We start from the raw sequence: 23,606 nt of genomic DNA on the forward strand, positions 1-23,606 counted from the left end.
TATGAGTGCGGAAAACAAAATATATTTTCCCAAAATAAGTGATATAAAGCAAGCTGCCGATACTATTAAAAAAGTATCGGCAGTTACTGCTTTAAGTCCTAGCCTAAGATATTCAAAACAATTTGATGCGAATATTCTTTTAAAGCGCGAAGACTTACAGCAAGTGCGCTCTTATAAAATTAGAGGGGCTTATAATAAAATAAGCTCGCTAACAAAAGAGCAGGCTAAAAACGGTGTGGTTTGTGCAAGTGCTGGAAATCATGCCCAGGGCGTAGCTTTGTCTTGTAAATTATTACAGATAAAAGGCACTATTTACATGCCGGCTCCTACACCAAACCAAAAGGTGGAGCAGGTTAAAATGTTTGGTGAAGATTTTATCGACATTCAACTTGTTGGCGATACTTTTGATGATGCCAATCATGCAGCCATGTTGGAATGTGAGCAATTAGGCAAAACATTTATACATCCGTTTAACGACCCAAAAGTTATTGAAGGTCAGGCCACCATTGCCTTAGAAATTCTAGAACAAACAGAAACGCCTATCGATTATGTGTTTATCGCAATTGGTGGTGGCGGATTAGCAGCTGGTTTGTCTACCGTTTTTAAAGCATTATCTCCAAACACAAAAATTATAGGTGTCGAGCCGGAAGGCGCACCATCTATGACGGTTTCTATTCAAAATAATAGAAATACCGAATTAGAACATATTGAAAAATTTATTGATGGCGCCGCAGTAAAACGTGTGGGCGATTTAACTTTTGCCATCTGTAAAGAAAATCTTGATGCCACTGTAACCGTGCCAGAAGGCAAAGTTTGCGAAACCATTTTAGAGCTTTATAATAAAGATGCCATTGTGGTAGAACCTGCAGGCGCATTAAGTATTTCGGCATTAGATTTTTATGCTGAAGACATTAAAGGTAAAAACGTGGTGTGTGTGGTAAGCGGTAGTAATAATGATATTACCCGAACCCCAGAAATTAAAGAACGCGCCTTATTATACGCCAATTTAAAGCATTATTTTATTATTAATTTTCCGCAGCGCGCAGGAGCTTTAAAAGAATTTGTTGTCGATATTTTAGGTGAAAATGATGATATCACCTATTTTCAGTACGCTAAAAAAACCAATCGTGAAAACGGTTCGGCAGTGGTTGGCGTGCAATTAAAATCGGCATCAGATTTAGAACCACTTATTACAAAAATGAAGCAGCGTAATTTTTATGGCGATTATTTAAATGATAAGCCCGATTTATTTCAGTTCCTTGTTTAGAATGGTTTTATTCCGGAATTTATAGTGTTCAAAATGCTTTTTAAAAGTCAATTTGAATATATAATTAATGGAAACTCAGCATTGTTAGTTTTGGATTGCTTTTTATGGCCTATCGAAAATTTATCGTAAAATTTGAAGTGAAAACACCGTAAAATTTCAGGTTGTTTGAGCTAAACTAATTTTTAAATTTGCTTCTAATTATTATGGCGAGTTTCTGAAATTTAGGTGTCGAGCGAAAAATTTAGATAAAGGTTCGTAAGCCTAGATTTTTTTGGTTCGTTTTTTCATCAATGGAAAAAATGAACAACATTAGTTAGAACGAGAATTCTCCGAAATCGTTTTCGTTTCAATCCTTCAAATTATCAAAGGTTTATCTGTTAGTTTTAGGTTATATTTCTTTACTTTGAGGTAAATTGTAATTAGTTTTATTTCTTAAAAATGTTATAAGATTTGGATGCAATTTCAAGAAGCTACTAACAACAAACAAAACACTATGAAAACTGCTTTTCAAGAAATACCCGAAGCATATAAAATAAAACAGCTTTTACATCAATCTACTTACCTTGTAAATGGCGAATTAAAAAGCTGGGAAGGTGAGACGGCTGAGGTTTACTCAACCATATCTTCCACTGCAGAATATAAACAAACGCTTTTAGGAACCATTCCGCAGTTAGGCGAAAAAGAAGCTTTAGAAGTGCTTGATTCAGCTACTTCTGCTTACGATAATGGTAAAGGTTTATGGCCTACTATGAAAGTGGCCGACCGTATTGCATGCATGGAAACTTTTGTGGAACAAATGAAAACCAAGCGTGAAGAAGTTGTAAAACTTTTAATGTGGGAAATTGGGAAGAATTTGCCAGATTCTGAAAAGGAATTTGATAGAACAGTCGATTATATTTACGATACGATTGAAGCCTACAAACAAATCGATAGAGACTCTGCTAAATTTGAAAAAAACTCTGGCGTTTACGCACATATTCGTCGTGGCCCATTAGGAGTTGTTTTATGTTTAGGACCTTATAATTACCCTTTAAACGAAACCTTTGCGCTGTTAATTCCAGCATTAATTATGGGGAACCCTGTAATTTTTAAGCCTGCAAAGCACGGTGTTTTATTAATATCGCCGCTTTTAGAAGCGTTTCAAAGCAGTTTTCCAGAAGGCGTTGTAAATGTTATTTACGGTCGCGGTCGTGTTTTGGCTACACCAATCATGAAATCTGGAAAGATTGATGTGTTGTCTTTAATAGGAAACAGTAAGTCTGCAAACGCGCTTCAAGGTCAGCACCCAAAAGGGAACAGACTGCGTATGGTTTTAGGTTTAGAAGCTAAAAATCCAGCCATTGTTTTACCAGATGCCGATTTAGATTTAGCGGTTGAAGAATGTATCGCAGGAACCCTGTCTTTTAACGGACAACGTTGTACAGCGCTTAAAGTATTGTATGTTCACGAATCGGTGGTTGAAGAATTTAACAGACGATTTGCGTATAAAGTCGATCAGCTTAAATTTGGAAACCCTTGGGAAGAAGGCGTTAAATTAACACCGCTTCCAGAGGTTGAAAAACCTGCGTTTATTCAAGAATTAATTGATGATGCTACAGCAAAAGGCGCAAAAGTAATTAATAAAAAAGGAGGTGAAACCAGCGAAAATTATATTTTTCCAGCCGTTTTATATCCTGTAACAAAAGATATGCGTGTCTTTACTGAAGAGCAATTTGGTCCTGTAGTTCCTGTAATTTCTTTTTCAGATATTGAAGAGCCTTTGGATGATATGGCCGAATCTGATTACGGACAACAAGTAAGTTTGTTTGGGAAAAACATTCATACTTTATCACCGTTAATTGATACTTTAGTAAACTTAGTATGTCGTGTGAATTTGAACAGTTCTTGCCAACGTGGTCCAGATGTGTATCCGTTTACAGGGCGTAAAGATTCTGCTTTTGGTACTTTAAGTGTGCATGATGCGCTGCGTTCTTTCTCAATAAGAACCTTTGTGGCTTCAAAAGACAACGAATATAATAATGCCATTTTAACTGAATTGTTAGAGAAGAAAACCTCTAACTTTATAAGTACCGATTATATCTTGTAGAAATGATTAACGATTTTATTTATTATGATAAATAAAATGATAGTTCGGGGCGTTTTCAACAGGAAACGGCATCGATAAGAATTAATGTAATCAGTATTTTTTTACATAGAAAACCGCTGAATAAAAAAATATAAACTAATTTTATAAAACCTTAAAATTTTATAAAATGAACCAGTTTAAATTTTTATTCAGCGTTTTTTGTTTAACCCTATTATTAAGTTGCGGTAACAAAGAAAAAAAGAAGTCAAATAGTGCTTTTGATACTAAAAGTGAAACGGTAGCCACAGATACTTCAATAAATACCGTTGAAATCACCGCCAGCGATGCCATGCAATTCAATACTAAAAAGATTGTTGTTCAGGCAGATAAAAAAGTAAAACTTACTTTAACGCACACCGGTAAAATGGCAAAAAATGTGATGGGCCACAACTTTGTATTGCTTAAAAAAGGAGTCGATTTAGTCGCATTTGGTAATAAAGCATCAACAGCTGTAGATTCAGAATACATTCCAGACGATGGTGACGACGTTATTGCGCACACTAAATTAATAGGCGGTGGCGAAAGCACAACTATAGAATTTGACGCTCCAGAACCTGGAACATACGATTTTTTATGCAGTTTTCCAGGGCATTTTGCCATCATGAAAGGCAAGTTTATTGTTGAATAAGGCCTGATTTATGTCTTTTTTGTTGATAAGCAATTGTTAACCATAAGTAATCATTTAATAGAATTAAAAATTTGTTGAAATATTAAGATATTATTGCTTGTAAATCGGAGATATTAATAATTTTTATAAAAATTAAATGATGAAAGTCAATTATATCCTGCAAAAGTTATAGTTTTACGGTATGAAGATTTTAAAAAATAAAATACGTTGTTCTACACCCGGTTTGTCTGCACGCAGTCGTCGCAGATTCTAATACAATAAATTAGCATAAAACCCAAAAACGTAATTTTAATTTTTTTTCATAGTGTCCAAAAATAATTTCATAGCATTTCAAAATAACGTTAATTTAGTAGAAGTTAACACTCATACTGTGCGCCGTACTTTTTTTCGTCGCCCGTAAGGGTGTGTTTCATTTTTTGAACTAGGTGTGTCCAGTTCAGCTATTAAAAAAAAGAGTAATAAATGACAAACAATATATACTAGGAAATGAAGGTTGTAATAGCCGATAAGTCACATGTGAAATTCGCAGAAATCATCTGCGAAACCATTGCATCTTCCGCCGCCATAAGGGGTACGGGGATTGCTAGACGTTCCCCAGAATATATTGCTACTAAAATGGAAAATGGAAATGCAGTCATCGCCTTAGATCAAGGTAATTTCGCAGGATTTTGTTATATAGAAAAGTGGGGGCACGGTAAGTTTGTGGCCAATTCAGGCCTGATTGTGCATCCCGATTATAGAGGGATCGGATTAGCTAAGCTTATCAAGCATAAGGTTTTTGAACACTCTAGAGCAAAATTTCCAGACGCCAAAATTTTTAGTATTACCACAGGGTCTGCGGTTATGAAAATGAATAGCGACTTAGGTTATAAACCTGTGGTTTTTTCCGAGTTAACCGACGATCAAACCTTTTGGGATGGTTGTCAAACTTGTAAAAACTATGACGTTTTAACGCGAACAAACCGCAAGATGTGTTTGTGTACGGGTATGTTATACGACCCCCATGCGAAAGACAAAGACATCAAGCCTATAAAAAATAGTGTGTTTGCCAGATTAAAACGAATTAAACGCGCTCTGTTTTTAAAATCTGAAAAGAATAACGATTCAGGGCAAACTAACAATGACACAAATTAAAATGAATACATTACTAGATATCGATGCTGAAATCGATCAGCTTATAGAACAAGCTGAAGCCTTTTGCGAGAAAGAAGGTGTCGAAATCAAATTGGTTTACAAACTTTCCAATAAATCATTAGAAATCATCTCCGAAAGATCTAAAGCACTGCCTACATTGTATTATGTAAGTGTAGAAATGCTTAAAAAACGTGCCGAAAACGGATGTTTTATCTTAAAGAAAGATGATGAAATTATTGGACACATCTTTGTTCATGAGCACCAAGTGAAAGAACATTTTGTATATGAGCGCTCATCATTATGGGTGGATAGCACGTATAGAAATTGCAATTTAGGCTTGTTGTTAATGGCTAGAATGACCGAGTTTTTTAGTGAAACTTTTCTCATTTCAATCGCGCAAACTCCTAAAGTACATCAGTATAATGAGTTGCTTGGTATGACCCATGTGACTTTATCAAAAATGTCGGCTCAACTTGTACAAGAGCTTGAGAAATTAGGGAAATTACGTGATGAATTGAATTATAGATATTATGTAAATGCCTGTTTTGCTTCAGAAATAGGTCAGTTAAAATAGAATAGAAAATTAGTTATATAAATAGAGTAAAATGAAAAAATTAGTAATAGCATACAGTGGTGGATTGGATACGTCATACTGTGCAGTAAGTTTATCAAAAGAATATGATGTGCACGCCGTAAGTGTAAACACCGGTGGTTTTACTAAAGAAGAAATTAGTCACATAGAAAGTAACGCCTACAAAATGGGTGTAACGACCTATAAAAATATTGATGCAGTAGCGACTTTTTATCAAAAAGTAGTGAAGTATTTAATTTTTGGAAATGTATTAAAAAATAACTCATACCCATTATCTGTAAGTGCTGAGCGTATCATTCAAGCGATTGAAATTATTGAATACGCTAAAAGTATCGATGCCGAATATATTGCTCATGGTAGTACAGGTGCAGGAAACGATCAAGTACGTTTTGATATGATTTTCCAAACTTTGGCACCAAATATCAAAATTATTACGCCAATTAGAGATGAGAAATTAACCAGACAACAAGAAATCGACTATTTGAAAGAAAATGGTATCGATATGAACTGGGAAAAAGCAAAATATTCTATCAATAAAGGGCTTTGGGGAACTAGTGTTGGTGGTGCTGAAACCTTAACTTCAGAAAAACCATTACCAAGCGAAGCTTATCCGTCTCAGTTAAAGCATACCGACGAAGAGAAAGTAAAATTAACTTTTGATAAAGGGGAGTTAACAGCTGTAAATGGCGTTGAAAACGATCCTGAAATTAATATTGAAGTATTAAATACTTTAGCATCGGTTTACGCAATTGGAAGAGATATTCACGTAGGTGATACGATAGTAGGTATTAAAGGACGTGTTGGTTTTGAAGCGGCTGCGGCATTAATTACTATTAAAGCTCACCATTTATTAGAAAAGCACACGCTTACAAAATGGCAGTTGCAACATAAAGAATATTTATCGAGTTTCTACGGTATGCATTTGCACGAAGGACAGTATTTAGATCCTGTAATGCGCAATATTGAAGCGTTTTTACAAAGCAGTCAAGATAAAGTAACAGGCGATGTGTTTGTAACTTTAAAACCGTATCACTTCTCTGTAGATGGTATTAAATCGAATCATGATTTAATGAGTGCGAAGTTTGGAAGTTACGGTGAAGAAAACAAAGCTTGGACGGCTGACGATGCAAAAGGTTTCATTAAAATATTAGGGAATCAGAATAAAATTTATCAACAAGTAAATTCAAAATAATGATTCAAGTTGGAATTGTAGGAGGCGCAGGTTATACGGCAGGAGAGTTAATTAGATTACTAATTAATCACCCCAATGCCGAAATTAACTTTGTCTTTAGTACAAGTAATGCAGGAAACCCAATCAGTAAAATACATCAAGATTTAGTAGGGTCGTTAGATTTAAAATTTACCGATACCGTTAATGCAAATGTCGATGTGTTGTTTTTATGTTTAGGTCACGGAAATTCAGTGAAGTTTTTAGAAGCCAATACTTTTTCTGAAAACACCAAAATCATTGATTTAGGAAACGATTTTAGACTGGAAGCCGATAAAGTTTTTAAAGGAAAAACGTTTGTTTATGGTTTACCTGAATTGCAAAGAGAAGCGATAAAAACTGCAAATTATGTTGCAAATCCAGGCTGTTTTGCAACGGCGATTCAGTTGGCATTATTGCCATTGGCTGAAGCGAATTTGCTAAATAACGACGTGCATGTAAATGCCGTAACTGGTGCAACAGGTGCGGGAACCTCATTATCTCCAACCTCGCATTACGCGTGGCGCGATAATAATTTTTCGTATTACAAACCGTTTACGCATCAGCATTTAGGGGAAATTAACCAATCGGTGAAACAATTACAAAATGGTTTTTCTTCGGAAATCCTTTTTATGCCAAACCGAGGGAATTTTTCTAGAGGGATTTTTGCAACGGTTTATACCGATTTTGAAGGCACGCTTGAAGAAGCAAATGCATTATACAAAGCCTTTTATAAAGATGCTGAATTCACTTTTGTTTCGGACGATTTTTTACATCTAAAACAAGTAGTGAATACCAATAAATGTTTAATCCATTTGCATAAACACAACGGAAAACTTTTAGTTACAAGCATGATTGATAACCTTTTAAAAGGGGCGTCTGGACAAGCGGTTCAAAACATGAACTTAATGTTTGGTTTAGAAGAAACCACAGGATTAGGATTAAAAGCAACGTATTTTTAAATCCCCTTCTAACCTCCCCAAAGGGGAGGAACTCCGTATGAGTTCCCCTCCTTTGGAGGAGTTAGGGGAGGAGCATAACAGTGGTGCGTTAGGGATAGTAGTGGAAAGCTTTTGGCGAGTATGCGCAGCGAGCCAAAACTTGTAACGGATAGCCCGACCCTTGGGTAACGCCCAAAAAGTAATAGTATTAATGTCCCTCTTTCGGAGGGGTTAGGGGAGGAAAAATTATGAAAATAGCCATTATTGGAACTGGAAATTTAGGCAGTTCGATTGCCAAAGGTTTAATTGGAAACAAGTCGTTTGAAACCCTGTATTTAAGCGATAAAAACACCACAAATGTAGATGCCTTTAGCAGTATTTCTAATGTTAATATAACGAATGACAACCTTTTAGCGGTAAAAGCATCTGAAATGGTTATTTTTGCACTTCAGCCTAAACATATTACACAGGTTTTGGAAAGTGTGGCATCTGTAATTACAGAAAATCATACCGTTATTTCAGTAGCAGCAGGGGTTGAAATTTCTAGAATTGAAAGCATTTTAGGAAGCGATAAAAATATTATTCGTGTGATGCCAAATACGGCGATTTCGATTGGAAAATCGATGACTTGTATTGCAGCGAATGAAAAAGGACAGGCTAGAGTGGCCTTGGCTCAAGATGTTTTTAATCAATTGGGAACAACTTTGGTTATTCCTGAAGACCAAATTCAAGCGGCAACGGTTATTTGTGCTAGTGGTATTGCCTTTTGGATGCGCTTGGTAAGAGCAACAACACAGGGTGCGATTCAACTAGGTTTCGAGGCGCACGAGGCTCATAAATTAGCTTTACAAACTTGCTTTGGCGCTGCAAGTTTACTAATAGAATCGGGAAAACATCCTGAGGAAGAAATAGATCGCGTAACCACACCAAGCGGTTGTACCATTGAAGGTTTAAATGAAATGGAACACCAAGGTTTAAGTTCGTCGCTTATTAAGGGGATTGTAGCCTCTTTTGAAAAAATTAACCAATTAAAAAACAATTAATTATGCCATTATTTAACGTTTATCCGCTATACGACGTAACGCCTGTTTCAGGAAAAGGTGTTTATGTTTATGATGACAAAGGTGCTGAGTATTTAGATTTATACGGTGGGCATGCCGTGATTTCTATAGGACACGCGCATCCTAAATATGTTGAAGCTATTTCGAATCAGGTGGCAGAATTGGGGTTTTATTCAAACGCCATTCAAAACCCGTTACAAGTACAATTGGCCGATAAAATTGAAGCCCTTTCGGGGTGTAAAGATTACGAATTGTTTTTGTGTAACTCTGGTGCCGAAGCCAACGAAAATGCTTTAAAATTAGCATCGTTTAAAACAGGGAAATCTAGAGTTATTGCGTTTAAAAATGGTTTTCACGGACGTACTTCGGCGGCTGTTGCAGCAACCGATAATCCAAGCATCGTGGCACCAATTAACGCGCAACAAGCGGTTACTTTTTTAGATTTAAATGATATTGCTGGCGTGCAAGCCGAATTGGAAAAAGGTGATGTTTGTGCCGTAATTCTTGAATTTATTCAAGGTGTTGGTGGTTTAGACCAAGGGACGGCCGAGTTTTTTGAACAAGTGGATGCCCTTTGTAAAGCGAATAATACGCTTTTTATTGCCGATGAGGTGCAATCGGGTTACGGACGTTCAGGTAAGTTTTTTGCTTTTCAACATTATAATGTAACACCAGACATTATATCGATAGCAAAAGGTATGGGCAACGGTTTTCCTATTGGTGGGATTTTAATTCACCCCAATATAGAAGCTAAATTTGGTTTGTTAGGAACCACGTTTGGTGGTAATCACTTAGCATGTGCTGCAGGTTTATCTGTTTTAGAGGTTATTGAAGACCAAAAACTTATAGACAATGTGAATGTGATGTCTGAGTACTTTATAAAAATCGCTAAAACCATTCCGCAGATAAAAGCTATTAAAGGAAGAGGTTTAATGCTTGGATTAGAATTTGACTTTGAAGTTGGCGACTTAAGAAAACGCTTGATTTACGAAAATCATATTTTTACTGGTGGTGCTTCAAATAAAAAATTAATAAGAATATTACCTCCGCTAACTGTTAGAAGAGAACATATAAACATGTTTTTTGAAGCCCTAATAGAAGTGTTGGCAGAGATAGAACCTGCAGAGGAACTGCAGGTGCAAAAAATTTAAAAAATATACAATGAACACATTATTAACTATAGAAACTAGAAATGCGGTATTGCTGAAAATGGCTGTGCTATTAGAAGAGGAACGAGAAGCTATAATTAATATTAATAAAGAAGATTTAGAAGCCTATAAAGGTGATGATATTTCAATGTTCGACCGTTTAAAAGTAGACGATTCGAAAGTTGATGAAATGATTAAATCGGTAACCCATTTGGCGTCTCAAGAAGATCCTGTTGGGGTAGAGCGTTTTGCGTTTAAACACGATAATGGGATGCAAGTTTATAACAAAACAGCATCTTTTGGAACCGTGTTAATTATTTACGAATCGCGTCCAGATGTAACCGTTGAGGCTGCAGGAATTGCTTTTAAATCTGGAAATAAAATTTTATTAAAAGGAGGTAAAGAATCTTTACGTTCTAACTTAAAAATTGTTGAATTATGGCACGAAGCTCTAAAAGCGAATGGTGCTTCTACCGATTGGGTAGAATATTTACAATTTAACAGAGAGGAAACTCAAGCCTTTTTAGAGAACCCAACCCAAAAAGTAGATTTAATGGTTCCAAGAGGTGGCGAGCGTTTAATCGCTTTTGTGAAAAAACACGCCAATTGCCCCGTTATTATTAGTGGTAGAGGAAATAATTTTGTTTATGTGCACCCTAAAGCCGATTTAGATATTGCTATGGATGTAATTATCAACGGAAAAACAGCAAAAATTTCTGCTTGTAATGCGGTAGATAAAGTTTTAATCGATAAAAATCTTCCAAATAAAGAAGCATTTATAAAACGTTTAATTTCAAAATTAAAGGAATTTAATGTTGAAATTTTAGGCGATGCTGAAACTTCTAAATTCGATGAAATTTCTCAGTTTGAGTCTGACGACATTTGGTATGAAGAATTCTTAGATTACAAAATTGTAGTTGGTGAGATTGATTCTGTTGAAGCTACTATTGCGATGATTAATAAGTATTCTGGTGGGCATTCATCATCAATAATTACTACCGATGAAGCTGTTGCTAAGACCTTTATGGAAAATGTAGATACTGCTGCAGTTTATCACAATGCATCTACACGTTTTACCGATGGTAGCCAGTTAGGTTTAGGTGGCGAGTTGGCTATTAGTACAGATAAATTACACCAACGTGGACCAATAGGTTTACAGCATTTGGTAACCAATAAATGGTATGTTCATGGGAATGGACAAATTAGATAAGTATGCTTAAAAAAAAACGCATTTTATTAAAAGTAGGGTCTAATACACTTACCAAAGAAACCGATAATATTTCTAGAGGTAAAATTGAAGATATCGCAAGTCAGATTGCCCAACTTCAAGACACTTGCGAGTTTATTATTGTGAGTTCTGGCGCTATTGCTGTGGCAAAACAATTTGTAAAACTGGAAAGTCAGCGTGAAGAATTGTTTGTAAAACAAGCCTTGGCTTCTATTGGTCAGCCACATTTAATTCGTATTTATCAGGAAATTTTCAGAGAGTATGGTTTGCTAAGTTCGCAGTGTTTACTGTCTTATTCAGATTTTGAAAAACAAGAGAGTAAAACCAATATTGTAAACACCATTAATGTTTTGGTGAACAATAATTACATCCCTATTATTAATGAAAATGATACCGTAGCCACCGATGAAATTAAATTTGGTGACAACGATAAATTAGGCGCATTAACCGCATCGCTTCTAGGGGTCGATTTATTTATAATTGCCACCAACACCAACGGCATTTATACCAAAGCGTCTATGAAAAATAACGCCCCAGAAACGATTGAAGAAGTTGAAGATTTTGAGGCCTTAAAAACAGAAGTAGTAAACTCCAAGTCGTCGCATGGTAGTGGGGGTATGGCTTCAAAAATTGAAGCAGCTTCATTAGCAAAAAATGCACAAATAGAAACTTGGATTGTAAACGGACTTGAAGATCATTTCATTTTAAATGCGATGGAAAATAAAGTGCCGTTTACTAAAATAAAATAAGGAATTTAATGAAGAATTATACATCCATAAACGATATTGATAACATCCAATCATGGATTTCTGAAGCTAAAGAAATTAAAGCAAATCCGTTAAAAGATGTTGCCTTAGGAAAACATAAAACTCTAGGCTTGTTGTTTTTTAATTCAAGCTTACGTACCCGTTTAAGCACCCAAAAGGCAGCTTTAAATTTAGGCATGGATCCTATTGTAATGAATGTTTCTGGCGACGCTTGGGGCATTGAGTTTGGCGATGGAACGGTAATGAATGGCAGTACTGCCGAACATATTAAAGAAGCTGCGGCTGTGGTTTCGCAATACTGCGATATTATTGCAGTTCGTGCATTTCCTACATTAACCGATAAAGAAAAAGACGAAAGCGAGCATGTTTTAAAAGCCTTTGTAAAATACGCTTCTGTGCCTATTGTTAATATGGAAAGTGCTACTGGGCACCCATTACAAGGGCTTACCGATGCATTAACGATTTCAGAGCACGCTAAAACCTCTAAGCCTAAAGTGGTTTTAAGTTGGGCACCTCATGTTAAAGCTTTACCACATGCTGTTGGAAATAGCTTTGTGCAGGCCATGCAAAAAATGGACGTCGATTTTGTAATTACAAATCCAGAAGGCTATAATTTAAGTCCGGAAATCACTAAAGATACCCCCATTTCTCACAATCAAGACGAGGCTTTAAAAGACGCCGATTTTGTGTATGTGAAAAACTGGAGCTCGTATGAAGATTATGGGAAAGTTTTAAATACCGACCCGAATTGGATGATTACTAAAGAAAAAATTGGAGATGCTAAGTTTATGCATTGTTTGCCAGTTAGACGAAATGTTATTGTGGAAGATGCTGTTTTAGATAGCGATAATTCTCTAGTTATCCAACAGGCCAATAACCGTACGTATGCTGCGCAATTGGTGCTTAAAAAAATATTAAAAAATTTATAAATGGCTTTAGCCTTTAGTTATTCGCCTATAAGTGCTAATAGCTAAAAGCTAACGCCTAACAACGATACAATGGAAAAGTTATCCATAGTTAAAATTGGCGGAAACGTTATAGAAAACAAAGAAGCTTTAACGGCTTTTTTAGAGCATTTTTCTCAATTAGAAGGCAAGAAAATTTTAGTGCATGGCGGCGGGAAGCGTGCCACTCACATCGCTTCAAAATTAGGAATTGAATCTAATATGATAAATGGCCGACGTGTTACCGATGCCGAAACTTTAGAAGTGATTACCATGGTTTATGGTGGTCTTGTAAATAAAAATATTGTAGCACAATTACAAGCCTTGCAAATTGATGCGCTTGGTTTAACAGGGGCGGATATTAATAGTATTGCTTCCGAAAAACGCCCTGTAAAAGACATCGATTACGGTTTTGTGGGCGATGTTAAAAAAGTAAATGCTGAGGGTATCAATAAATTGATTCAAGCCGATTTTACGCCTGTATTTTGTGCAATTACGCATGATGAAAACGGACAATTATTTAATACCAATGCCGATACGATTGCTTCTGAATTAGCCATCGGATTATCAAAACTGTTTCAAGTTGAATTGTATTATTGTTTTGAAAAAAATGGTGTTTTAAGGTCTGTTGAAGATGATGATTCGGTAATTGAAGACATCAATTCTAAAACCTATGCGAGTTTAAAAGCAGAGGGCATTATCGCTGATGGCATGCTTCCTAAATTGGAAAATTGCTACCATGCCTTAACCCAAGGCGTTTCAAAAGTAATCATAGGCAACCCGTCTGTAATCAGTAATAAAGATCAAAAATTCACAACCTTATGTCTGTAATAGATCAGTTAACACAAGATGCCATAGCTTTACTTAAAAAGCTTATCGAAACGCAGTCGTTTTCTTCCGAAGAAGAACCTACGGCAAAGCTTATCGAAGACTGGTTTACAAAACATAATGTCGATTTTAAACGCACCAAAAACAACATTTGGGCGCTAAACAAACATTTTGATGCCAGCAAGCCAACGCTGTTATTAAATTCGCATCACGATACGGTAAAACCTAATTCGGCATACACCAAAGACCCGTTTAAAGCCATTGTTGAAGACGGCAAATTATACGGTTTGGGCAGTAACGATGCTGGTGGGTGTTTGGTGTCGCTTTTGGCAACATTTGTACATTATTACAATCACGAAAATTTAAAATATAATTTAGTTATTGTCGCTTCCGCGGAAGAAGAAAGCAGTGGTCCAAATGGGCTAAATAGTATGCTTTCCATAATCCCGAAAGTAGATGTGGCCATTGTAGGCGAACCCACTTTAATGAATTTAGCCGTTGCCGAAAAAGGCTTAGTCGTTTTCGATGCTGTTGTTGAAGGAACGCCAAGTCACGCAGCACATCCAAACGATAATAACGCCATTTATAATACGATTGAAGTGTTGCAATGGTTTAAAGATTTTAAATTCGAAAAAGGCTCCGATGCTTTAGGCGATGTAAAATTAACCGTGACTCAAATTAATGCAGGATCGCAGCATAATGTGGTTCCTGGTCACGTCGATTTAGTGATTGATGTACGGGTTAACGATGCCTATACCAATGCAGAAATTGCCAAGATTTTACAAGAAAATGCGCCCGTTACAAAAATTACACCACGTAGTTTGCGTTTAAATTCGTCGTCCATTCCAATGAGTCACGATTTGGTAAAAGCGGGAATCGCTATGGGAAGAAGTACGTATGGGTCTCCAACATTATCCGATCAAGCAGTGTTAACCTGCTCGTCATTAAAATTAGGACCTGGGGATAGTACGCGCTCGCATTCAGCTGACGAATTTATTTATGTACATGAAATTGAAGAAGGTATTAAAATATATGTTGAATTACTTGGGAAGGTGATTTGAGAGGTGTAGAGTTGCGAAGTTAGGGAGTTGTGTAGTTATAATGTTACAAAGTAGCAAAGTTAGGGGGTTACAAAGTTACAAAGTAGGACGGGAGACAGGAGACGGAAGATTAATTTGTAGTTTCAATGATGGTTCTTAATTCTCGATTAAACAAATCAACAAATAAACGTTTCAACATAAAAAGGATTAGGACGGAAGACAGGAGACGGAAGATTAATTTGTAGTTACAATGATGGTTCTTAATTCTCGGTTAAACAAATCAACGAATAAACGTTTCAACATAAAAAGGAGTAGGACGGGAGACAGTAGACAGGAGACGGGAGAATCAAGAGACAAGATTCAGGAGTTAAGTTGATAGATTCTTGATGTTTTAATAAAAGTTTTTAATTGACGATTAAACGATTCAACGAATAAACGTTTCAACATAAAAAGGATTAGGACAGGAGACGGAAGATTAATTTGTGGTTTCAATGATGGTTCTTAATTCTCGATTAATCAATTCAACAAATACACAATTCAACGAACAAAAAGATAAACGAATAAACAACAATAAAAATGAAACTCTGGGACAAAGGCATATCAATCGATAAAAAAATTGAGCAATTTACAGTTGGGAACGATAGAGAAATAGATATTCATATAGCGAAATACGATGTTATTGCATCGCGTGCGCATGCGATTATGCTTCAAAAAATCGGGATTCTTTCAGAAGTAGAATTGGAGAAATTGCTTTCTGGACTTCAGGTTTTAGCCGATCAAATTGAAGCAGGAACGTTTGTTATCGATGCACAATTTGAAGATGTACATTCCAAAATCGAATATGAGCTTACAAAGTCTTTAGGCGATGTTGGGAAAAAAATTCACACCGCACGTTCTAGAAACGACCAAGTTTTAGTCGCACTTCATTTGTATTATAAAGAAGAATTATCGGTAGTAAAAGATAAGACCAAAACGCTTTTTAATACATTATTAAATCAAGCCGAAACTTATAAAGACAAGGTGCTTCCTGGTTATACGCATTTACAAGTGGCTATGCCATCCTCATTCGGATTATGGTTTTCTGCCTACGCAGAACTTATGATTGATGATGTGTTTTTGCTTGATGCAGCTATTAAAACTGTCGATCAAAATCCTTTAGGTTCTGCAGCGGGTTATGGAAGTTCGTTTCCAATAGATCGCGAATTAACCACTAACGAAATGGATTTTGCAACCCTAAAATACAATGTGGTGGCAGCCCAAATGGGACGTGGTAAAAACGAGCGTACTATTGCTGCGGCTTTAGGTGGTTTAAGTAACACCATGGCGCGTTTTGCAATGGATGTGTGCTTGTATATGAGTCAGAATTTCGGGTTTATCTCTTTTCCAGATGAGTTAACTACCGGTAGTAGCATCATGCCACATAAAAAGAATCCAGATGTATTTGAGTTAATTCGTGGAAAGTGTAACAAAATCCAAGCTTTACAAAGTGAAATGATTTTAATAACCAATAATTTGCCATCTGGTTACCATCGCGATTTTCAACTGTTAAAAGAAAATATGATTGCTGCCTTTGAAGAAATTAAGGATATTTTAGATATTTTCAACTATTCCATTCAGCAAATTATCGTGAAGGATATAGACATCAACGACGATAAATACAAATACTTATTTACGGTAGATAATATTAATACTTTGGTTGTAGAAGGCCAAACCTTTAGAGAAGCTTACCAAAAAATTGGTGGACAAGTTCAAGACGGTACATATGTTCCAGATACCTCAAAAAAGCACACCCATGCAGGGAGTATTCACAATTTGTGTTTAGATAAAATTCGAGGAAAGTTTCCTAGTTAAATAAAATGTAAGTGAATTCAAGAATGTAGAAAGTGTTAATTCTATTTTTTATTTGTACACTTAATGAAATAATACTAAAGCCGCTTTGTTTAAGCGGCTTTTTTATGGTTTTTGTTTTAGGTTGAATGTTTTTGCTTTAAAGCTGAAAATATAAGATTGAAAATGAGTTCTGCGTTAGCGATTGCAATGGAAATCCTTTTAGGAGGTACGAATAAAAGATTGTAATGGAAAGCGCGACCCCTAGGGTAACGCCCAAATAGAGTACAATATGAACTATCTGTTGTACTTTAAAGAATTTTATCAGAGTACTTAAAGATGTGTTCTCGATACAACGCTCCTAAGGTCGCGTCACTCGAACTGACACGTCGTTTTTGTCACTTCGAGTGATTCCGTTTGTTTCGGAATCGTATCGAGAAGCATTTTCATGATGAGATGAATTTTTGTCTTTCTAACTAAATGATTTTAAACAGGAAAAGGTTCTCGATACAACGCTCCTAAGGTCGCGTTACTCGAACTGACATGTTGTTTTTTGTCACTTCGAGTGATTCCGTTTTTCAGGAATCGTATCGAGAAGCATTTTCATGATGAGATGAATTTTTGTTTTAATAGCTAAATGAGTTTAAACAGGAAAAGGTTCTCGATACAACGCTCCCAAGGTCGCATCACTCGAACTGACATGTCGTTTTTTGTCACTTCGAGTGATTCCGTTTTTCAGGAATCGTATCGAGAAGTATTTTCAAGATGAGATGAATTTTTGTTTTATTGGCTGAATGAGTTTAACATGAATAAGTTCTCGATACAACGCTCCCAAGGTCGCATCACTCGAACTGACACGTCGTTTTTGTCACTTCGAGTGATTCCGTTTTTTTCGGAATTGTATCGAGAAGTATTTACATGATGAGATGAATTTTTGTCTTGCTAGCTAAATGAGTTTAAACAGGAAAAGGTTCTCGATACAACGCTCCTAAGGTCGCGTTACTCGAACTGACAGTAAACAAAACCAAAAAGCATTAAATTAAAAAAACGCATGTAAACATGCGTTTTTAAGGACTTTCTATATTTAGTTTAATGGTTTGTTGACTAACTCAAATAATTAAATAATAGTAGACTGCCCTAAATGTATATTTGTAAAGTTTAGATTGGTTTCGTCTGGGTTATGAATAAAATCTTCAATAAAATCGCCAACTTTAGTCGTGCTAATATTGTCGTATTTATTGTTTAAATCTGGTGTTGTAATATGAAGCTTTAACGATTTGTCAACCCCTTCACGTACACGATTGGCTTCTTCATCTAATCCGAAGTGGTCTAACAACATCGCTGCCGATAAAATAGAAGCTATAGGGTTTGCAATGCCTTTATTTGCGGCTTTGGTATACGCACCGTGAATAGGCTCGAACATAACGTGTTCGTCGCCAATAGAAGCCGAAGCTAATAATCCAATAGAACCAACAATAACACTGGCTTCTTCCGAAAGGATATCACCAAACATATTTTCGGTTAAAATCACATCAAACTGCCTTGGGTTGATGATTAAATCCATTGCAGCATTATCAATATATGTGTAATGTACTTTTACATCGGGATATTGCTGAGCAATTTCTTTAACCACGCGGCGCCAAAGTCTAGAGCTTTCTAAAACATTCGCTTTATCAACTAAAGTCAGTTTACGTTTTCTAGATTGTGCAGCTTTAAAAGCAGCATGTGCGATGCGCTCTATTTCGAAACGGTGGTATTCACAAACATCGGATGCAGTGTTGCCATCCTCGCTAAGGTGTCTTTCTCCAAAATAAATACCGCCTGTTAATTCTCTATAAATAACCAGGTTGGTGTCTTTAATTTGTTTTGCTTTTAATGACGATTTATTCGACAAATCATCATAAGCAATTACGGGTCTGATGTTGGTGTGTAAACCAAGGGCTTTACGAATACCTAAAAGTCCTTGTTCTGGACGAATTTTTGCATCCGGATCCTCGTCGTATTTGGTATTGCCAATGGCGCCAAATAATACGGCGTCTGCCTTTTTACAAATTTCGATGGTTTCTTCGGGTAACGGAGAACCAGTTTTTTCTATGGCAATAGCACCTACTAAGGCTTTTTCGAAAGTAAATATGTGGTCGAATTCCATAGCAATAGCCTTCAAAACCTTAACGGCTTGAGCTGTAACTTCTGGTCCGATTCCATCGCCGGATAAAACGCCAATATTTAATTTCATCGATTTATATTTTTTTATTCCCGAGAAGTCGGAAATCTCTTTTAATTATGCCGAAATAATGTCTTTATAAATTCTGCTGCTTTCGATTATTTTATGGATGTCATCATCGTCAACTTCCTTCTTTTTATCAGCGAAATCTAAGAAATTGGTATAGATTTCGTCTAATTGAAGTTTGGTTAATTCGTAGCCCACTTTTTTAGCTCTGTAGGCTAAAGCAGCTCTTCCACTACGTGCCGTTAATACAATAGCCGATTCGGTAACTCCAACATCTTTAGGGTCCATGATTTCGTAAGTTTCACGATTTTTAATCATCCCATCTTGATGAATTCCAGAACTGTGAGCAAAGGCATTTGCCCCAACAATCGCTTTGTTTGGTTGGGTGTAAATCCCCATACTGTCTGAAACCAATTGGCTAATGCCGTAAAGCATTTCGGTTTTAATGCCGGTATCAAGGTTTAAGTAAGGGTGTTGTTTAAGAATCATAACCACTTCTTCTAAAGCGGTATTTCCTGCACGTTCACCAATACCATTTATAGTACATTCAATTTGTCGGGCGCCATTAATAACACCTTCAATAGAGTTTGCTGTTGCCAAACCTAAATCGTTATGGCAGTGGCATGATAAAATAGCTTTATCAATTCCGGTTACGTTTTCCTTTAAATATTTAATTTTCGCACCGTATTCACTTGGTAAACAGTATCCCGTTGTATCTGGAATGTTTAAAACGGTTGCACCTGCTTTAATTACGGCTTCGCAAACACGTGCTAAATATTCGTTATCGGTACGGCCTGCATCTTCAGCGTAAAATTCTACATCTTCAACAAAAGTTTTAGCATAAGAAACGGCTTTTACAGCACGTTCGATAATGGCGTCTTGTGTCGAGTTGAATTTGAATTTAATATGCGATTCAGAGGTTCCAATTCCTGTATGAATTCGTGCTTTTTTAGCACCCTTTAAAGCATCGCCTGCAACTTTTATATCGTTTTCTACAGAACGTGTTAAACCACAAACCGTAGCATTTTTTACAAGTTTAGAAATTTCTACAACCGATTTAAAATCTCCAGGACTAGATACCGGGAAACCAGCTTCAATAACGTCAACGCCTAAAAAATCAAGCTGTTCAGCTATAATTAATTTTTGTTCAGTATTAAGCTTACAGCCAGGGACTTGCTCGCCGTCTCTAAGGGTTGTATCAAAAATTTGGACTTTGTTATCAGACATTGTATTAATTTAGATTTTCGTATTGTTTTACGAATGTATATTTTGGTTTTGAAAAAAATGAGTTCTACATTTGTTTTTTACGATGTTAAACACAGGGATAATCTATTTAAAAAACTGATAAACAACAGTTTACGTATGTTTTTATAACTATGACAAGAGAGCAAAAAGATAATTTGTTTGTTTTAATTAAGTCACTTTCTAAATCTGAAAAAAGACAATTTAAACTTTATGTAGGAAGATTAGGGGTGAACGAAGATTCAAAATTTTTGATGCTTTTCAATATTTTGGACAAATTAACGGTTTATGATGAAGCCGTTATTTTGAAAAAAGGGATTGTTAAAAAGCAACAATTGTCTAATTTAAAAGCGCATTTGTACAAACAGATTTTAATTAGTTTACGATTAAACCCGTCGCATCAAGATATTCGTATTCAAATTCGAGAGCAGTTAGATTTTGCAACCATTTTATACCACAAAGGACTTTATAAACAAAGTTTAAAAATATTAGATAAAGCTAAAAATTTAGCCATTTCTAATGAAGAAAAAAATGCAGCCTACGAAATTGTCGAACTCGAAAAAGTTATAGAATCACAATACATAACACGCAGTCTTAATAATAGGGCCGATCAATTATCTATTGAAGCTAAAGAATTAAGCCGCCAGAATGTTTTGGCAAGCAAACTGTCTAACCTTTCGCTTCAGTTATATGGTCAGTTTTTAAAAACAGGCTATGTTAAAAACAAAGCTGAAACCACAAGGATTACCGAATACTTTAATGCCCGTTTGCCAAAATTCGACATTCACGAATTGGGTTTCAGAGAAAAATTATGGCTGTATAAAGCCAGATTATGGTACAGCTTTTTAACTCAAGATTTTTTAGCTTGTTATAAATATTCTAAGAAATGGGTAGAATTATTCTACCAAAATAAAGACATGATTCTTTTAAATCCCGTGTTTTTCCTTAGGGGAAATCATTATTTATTAGAGTCGCTTTATTATTTAAGACAGTATGATAAATTCAAATTTGCCTTATCTCGATTTGAAGCTATTATTCAAGAAAAATGGTTTCCTTTAGATGATAATATCGATGGATTGTCTTTCCTTTTTATTTATAATAATAAATTCAATTTACATTTTATTGAAGGTAGTTTCGATGAAGGTTTGCCTTTAGTTGATGAGGTTTTAGAACGTTTAAAAAAGTATAAGGACCGTATAGACGAGCATCATATCATGGTGTTTTACTATAAAATTGCCAGCATGTATTTTGGCGCCGGCGATAACCGAAAATGTATTTATTATTTAGAGAAAATTATAAGTAATAAATCGCTTCAAATGCGTGAAGATTTGCTGTGTTTTTCAAGAATTTTAAACTTGGTTGCGCATTACGAGGCTGGCTTAGATTATAATTTAGATGTTTTAATTAGAAGCACTTATAAGTTCCTAATTAAAATGGAAGATTTATATGAAGTCCAAAAGGAGTTTATTAAATTTTTACGTGGTTTAGGCGATATTTATCCGCATGAAGTACGCAACGAATTTATAAAGTTGCATAGAAAATTAAAGGAATATGAAAACGACCCGTACCAAAGTCGCGCCTTTTTATATTTAGATATTATTTCTTGGTTAGAGTCTAAAATCGAAAATAAACCTATCGGTATCATCATTCGAAATAAGTTTAACGAGATGAAAGAGAATTCATAATAAAAGCCTAAAAAGTAAAATAACGGCCCAAAAATTTGGATATTAACTTTTTCTACACGAATATTTGCATTCACAAAGTTCAAAAACTTACTGAAATGTTATCAAGAAAGGCAGAGGGATTAGACCCAATGAAGCCTTAGCAACCCTTTACCCGTAAAGAAGGTGCTAAATTCTACCCTTTATCGGATAGATAACGACATGAAATTACCGTCTGTAGTTTCTAAATTCTTTTTAACATTTTTCTATTAGGTTTGGGTACGCGGATATAACGCGCATTTAGCTTTTGGTTTACAAAGAAAATCAGAAAATTATATGTTCTGTGTCCTTTGAAATTTTCATTCTCGCGAATATGCGGGAATCAATATTAACTAAAAAATTAGAAAAATGAGTACACAAAAATTAGCAACAAACGCCTTACATGCAGGACACGATTATGCAGCCAACGGCGGAACCAGAGCGGTTCCAATTTATCAAACATCATCCTATGTTTTTAACGATTCGGATCATGCGGCAAACTTATTTGCATTAAAAGAACTTGGGTTTATTTACACCCGATTAAACAATCCAACAAATCAAATTTTACAAGACCGTTTGGCAGCTGTAGAAGGCGGTATTGGTGCTGTGGTTTTTGCATCTGGAACATCGGCAATTTCAACAGGATTACTAACCTTATTAAAGGCGGGCGACCATATTGTGGCATCTAGTAGCCTTTATGGTGGGACATACAATTTATTAAGCGTAACTTTGCCGCGTTTAGGCATTACTACCACGTTTGTAGATGGGTCTGAACCAGATAATTTTGCAGCAGCTGTTCAAGAGAATACAAGAGCATTTTTTGTTGAATCTTTAGGGAATCCGAAATTAGATGTTTTAGATATTGAAGCAATTGCGGTACATTCAAAAGCAGCAGGAGTGCCTTTTATTGTTGATAATACTGTGGCAACACCAGCCTTGTTAAATCCGATTAAACACGGCGCGAATATCGTAATTCATTCGCTAACCAAATATATTGGCGGTCAAGGAACCTCGTTAGGAGGTGCTATTATTGATGGTGGAAATTTTGATTGGGCAAACGGGAAATTCCCTGAGTTTACAGAGCCTTCAGCTGGATATCATGGACTTGTATATCACGAGGCTTTAGGAGCTGCAGCTTATACTTTCAAATTAATTTTGGAAGGTTTAAGAGATTTTGGTGGCGCTTTAAGTCCGTTTAACGCGTTTCAAATCTTACAAGGTTTAGAAACTTTGCCAGTTCGTATTAAGCAACACAGTGAAAATGCTTTGGAATTAGCAAAATGGCTGGAAGCACGTGAAGATATTGCTTGGGTAAATTATCCAGGTTTAGAAAGTAATAAATATAAGGCTTTAGCCGATAAATATTTGCCGAAAGGACAGAGTGGTATTATCACTTTCGGACATAAAGGTGGTTTTGAAGCAGCCAAAAAAATTGCCGATAACACGAAGTTATTTTCATTATTGGCGAATATTGGAGATACAAAATCTTTAATTATTCATCCCGCAAGTACAACACACCAACAGCTGGATGAAACCGAACAAGCATCGGCAGGAGTTTCGGCAGATTTAATTAGATTGTCTGTTGGTATTGAAGATATCGAAGATTTAAAAGTCGATTTAATTGAAGCTTTTAATAGCATTTAAAAAAAATACGTGGTTCTCACGAAAGTGCGAATCTCAACTAAAAAAAAATAAAT

At 35.8% G+C, this 23,606-nt stretch carries 19 protein-coding genes and 1 riboswitch; of the genes, 17 read left to right on the forward strand and 2 right to left on the reverse strand.

The window, feature by feature from the left end; translation table 11 throughout:
- Nucleotide 1: 1 nt before the first annotated feature.
- From ilvA to argH, 15 genes are all read left to right on the forward strand, one after another.
- The gene (gene ilvA, locus H6X70_RS05800; RefSeq protein ID WP_194766724.1) at nt 2-1,267 is read left to right on the forward strand and encodes a threonine ammonia-lyase IlvA; all 1,266 of its coding nucleotides are present in this window, start codon (nt 2-4) and stop codon (nt 1,265-1,267) included.
- A gap of 493 nt (nt 1,268-1,760) precedes the next feature.
- Nucleotides 1,761-3,353: an NADP-dependent glyceraldehyde-3-phosphate dehydrogenase gene (locus H6X70_RS05805; protein WP_194766725.1), complete on the forward strand. Its 1,593-nt coding sequence runs from the start codon at nt 1,761-1,763 to the stop codon at nt 3,351-3,353.
- A 166-nt stretch (nt 3,354-3,519) separates the two neighbouring features.
- Nucleotides 3,520-4,020 carry an azurin gene (azu, locus tag H6X70_RS05810; RefSeq protein WP_194766726.1) on the forward strand — a complete coding sequence of 167 codons (501 nt, stop codon included), beginning with the start codon at nt 3,520-3,522 and terminating at the stop codon, nt 4,018-4,020.
- 486 nt (nt 4,021-4,506) lie between these two features.
- Complete coding sequence (locus H6X70_RS05815; RefSeq protein ID WP_194766727.1) at nt 4,507-5,154, forward strand: GNAT family N-acetyltransferase; 648 nt, start codon at nt 4,507-4,509, stop codon at nt 5,152-5,154.
- A 1-nt stretch (nt 5,155) separates the two neighbouring features.
- Nucleotides 5,156-5,728 (forward strand): GNAT family N-acetyltransferase, encoded by a 573-nt coding sequence (locus tag H6X70_RS05820; RefSeq protein ID WP_194766728.1) that lies wholly within the window; start codon nt 5,156-5,158, stop codon nt 5,726-5,728.
- A 31-nt stretch (nt 5,729-5,759) separates the two neighbouring features.
- Nucleotides 5,760-6,938, forward strand: coding sequence for an argininosuccinate synthase (locus H6X70_RS05825; protein WP_194766729.1), 1,179 nt, complete (start codon nt 5,760-5,762; stop codon nt 6,936-6,938).
- Entirely contained in the window at nt 6,938-7,915 is a 978-nt protein-coding gene (argC, locus tag H6X70_RS05830; protein WP_194766730.1) for an N-acetyl-gamma-glutamyl-phosphate reductase, read from the forward strand. The genes H6X70_RS05825 and argC overlap by 1 nt, the downstream gene beginning before the upstream one ends.
- Before the next feature lie 227 nt (nt 7,916-8,142).
- Nucleotides 8,143-8,937 (forward strand): pyrroline-5-carboxylate reductase, encoded by a 795-nt coding sequence (gene proC / locus H6X70_RS05835; RefSeq protein ID WP_194766731.1) that lies wholly within the window; start codon nt 8,143-8,145, stop codon nt 8,935-8,937.
- Nucleotides 8,938-8,939: 2 nt separating this feature from the next.
- Nucleotides 8,940-10,106 carry an aspartate aminotransferase family protein gene (locus H6X70_RS05840; protein WP_194766732.1) on the forward strand — a complete coding sequence of 389 codons (1,167 nt, stop codon included), beginning with the start codon at nt 8,940-8,942 and terminating at the stop codon, nt 10,104-10,106.
- Nucleotides 10,107-10,116: 10 nt separating this feature from the next.
- Complete coding sequence (locus tag H6X70_RS05845) at nt 10,117-11,313, forward strand: glutamate-5-semialdehyde dehydrogenase (RefSeq protein ID WP_194766733.1); 1,197 nt, start codon at nt 10,117-10,119, stop codon at nt 11,311-11,313.
- A gap of 2 nt (nt 11,314-11,315) precedes the next feature.
- Complete coding sequence (gene proB, locus H6X70_RS05850; protein ID WP_194766734.1) at nt 11,316-12,080, forward strand: glutamate 5-kinase; 765 nt, start codon at nt 11,316-11,318, stop codon at nt 12,078-12,080.
- Between the two features lie 8 nt (nt 12,081-12,088).
- A complete protein-coding gene (locus H6X70_RS05855; RefSeq protein ID WP_194766735.1) occupies nt 12,089-13,027 on the forward strand; it encodes an N-acetylornithine carbamoyltransferase in 939 nt (312 codons plus the stop codon).
- A gap of 69 nt (nt 13,028-13,096) precedes the next feature.
- Complete coding sequence (argB, locus tag H6X70_RS05860) at nt 13,097-13,873, forward strand: acetylglutamate kinase (RefSeq protein ID WP_194766736.1); 777 nt, start codon at nt 13,097-13,099, stop codon at nt 13,871-13,873.
- A complete protein-coding gene (locus H6X70_RS05865; RefSeq protein WP_194766737.1) occupies nt 13,864-14,931 on the forward strand; it encodes a M20 family metallo-hydrolase in 1,068 nt (355 codons plus the stop codon). The genes argB and H6X70_RS05865 overlap by 10 nt, the downstream gene beginning before the upstream one ends.
- A 555-nt stretch (nt 14,932-15,486) precedes the next feature.
- On the forward strand, nt 15,487-16,761 hold the full coding sequence (argH, locus tag H6X70_RS05870; protein ID WP_194766738.1) for an argininosuccinate lyase: 1,275 nt from the start codon (nt 15,487-15,489) through the stop codon (nt 16,759-16,761).
- A gap of 1,093 nt (nt 16,762-17,854) precedes the next feature.
- Here the strand turns inward: argH and leuB are convergent.
- Nucleotides 17,855-18,973 (reverse strand): 3-isopropylmalate dehydrogenase, encoded by a 1,119-nt coding sequence (gene leuB, locus H6X70_RS05875; protein WP_194766739.1) that lies wholly within the window; start codon nt 18,971-18,973, stop codon nt 17,855-17,857.
- Between the two features lie 45 nt (nt 18,974-19,018).
- Entirely contained in the window at nt 19,019-20,194 is a 1,176-nt protein-coding gene (locus tag H6X70_RS05880; protein WP_194766740.1) for a 2-isopropylmalate synthase, read from the reverse strand.
- A gap of 149 nt (nt 20,195-20,343) precedes the next feature.
- On the opposite strand from H6X70_RS05880, the gene H6X70_RS05885 reads away from it, so the two are divergent.
- A complete protein-coding gene (locus H6X70_RS05885; protein ID WP_194766741.1) occupies nt 20,344-21,894 on the forward strand; it encodes a hypothetical protein in 1,551 nt (516 codons plus the stop codon).
- Between the two features lie 95 nt (nt 21,895-21,989).
- Nucleotides 21,990-22,091: riboswitch (SAM riboswitch) on the forward strand.
- A 187-nt stretch (nt 22,092-22,278) separates the two neighbouring features.
- A complete protein-coding gene (locus tag H6X70_RS05890; protein WP_194766742.1) occupies nt 22,279-23,553 on the forward strand; it encodes an O-acetylhomoserine aminocarboxypropyltransferase/cysteine synthase family protein in 1,275 nt (424 codons plus the stop codon).
- Nucleotides 23,554-23,606 lie beyond the last annotated feature (53 nt).

It is taken from the genome of Tamlana sp. I1, from assembly GCF_015355625.1.
Lineage (GTDB): Bacteria > Bacteroidota > Bacteroidia > Flavobacteriales > Flavobacteriaceae > Pseudotamlana.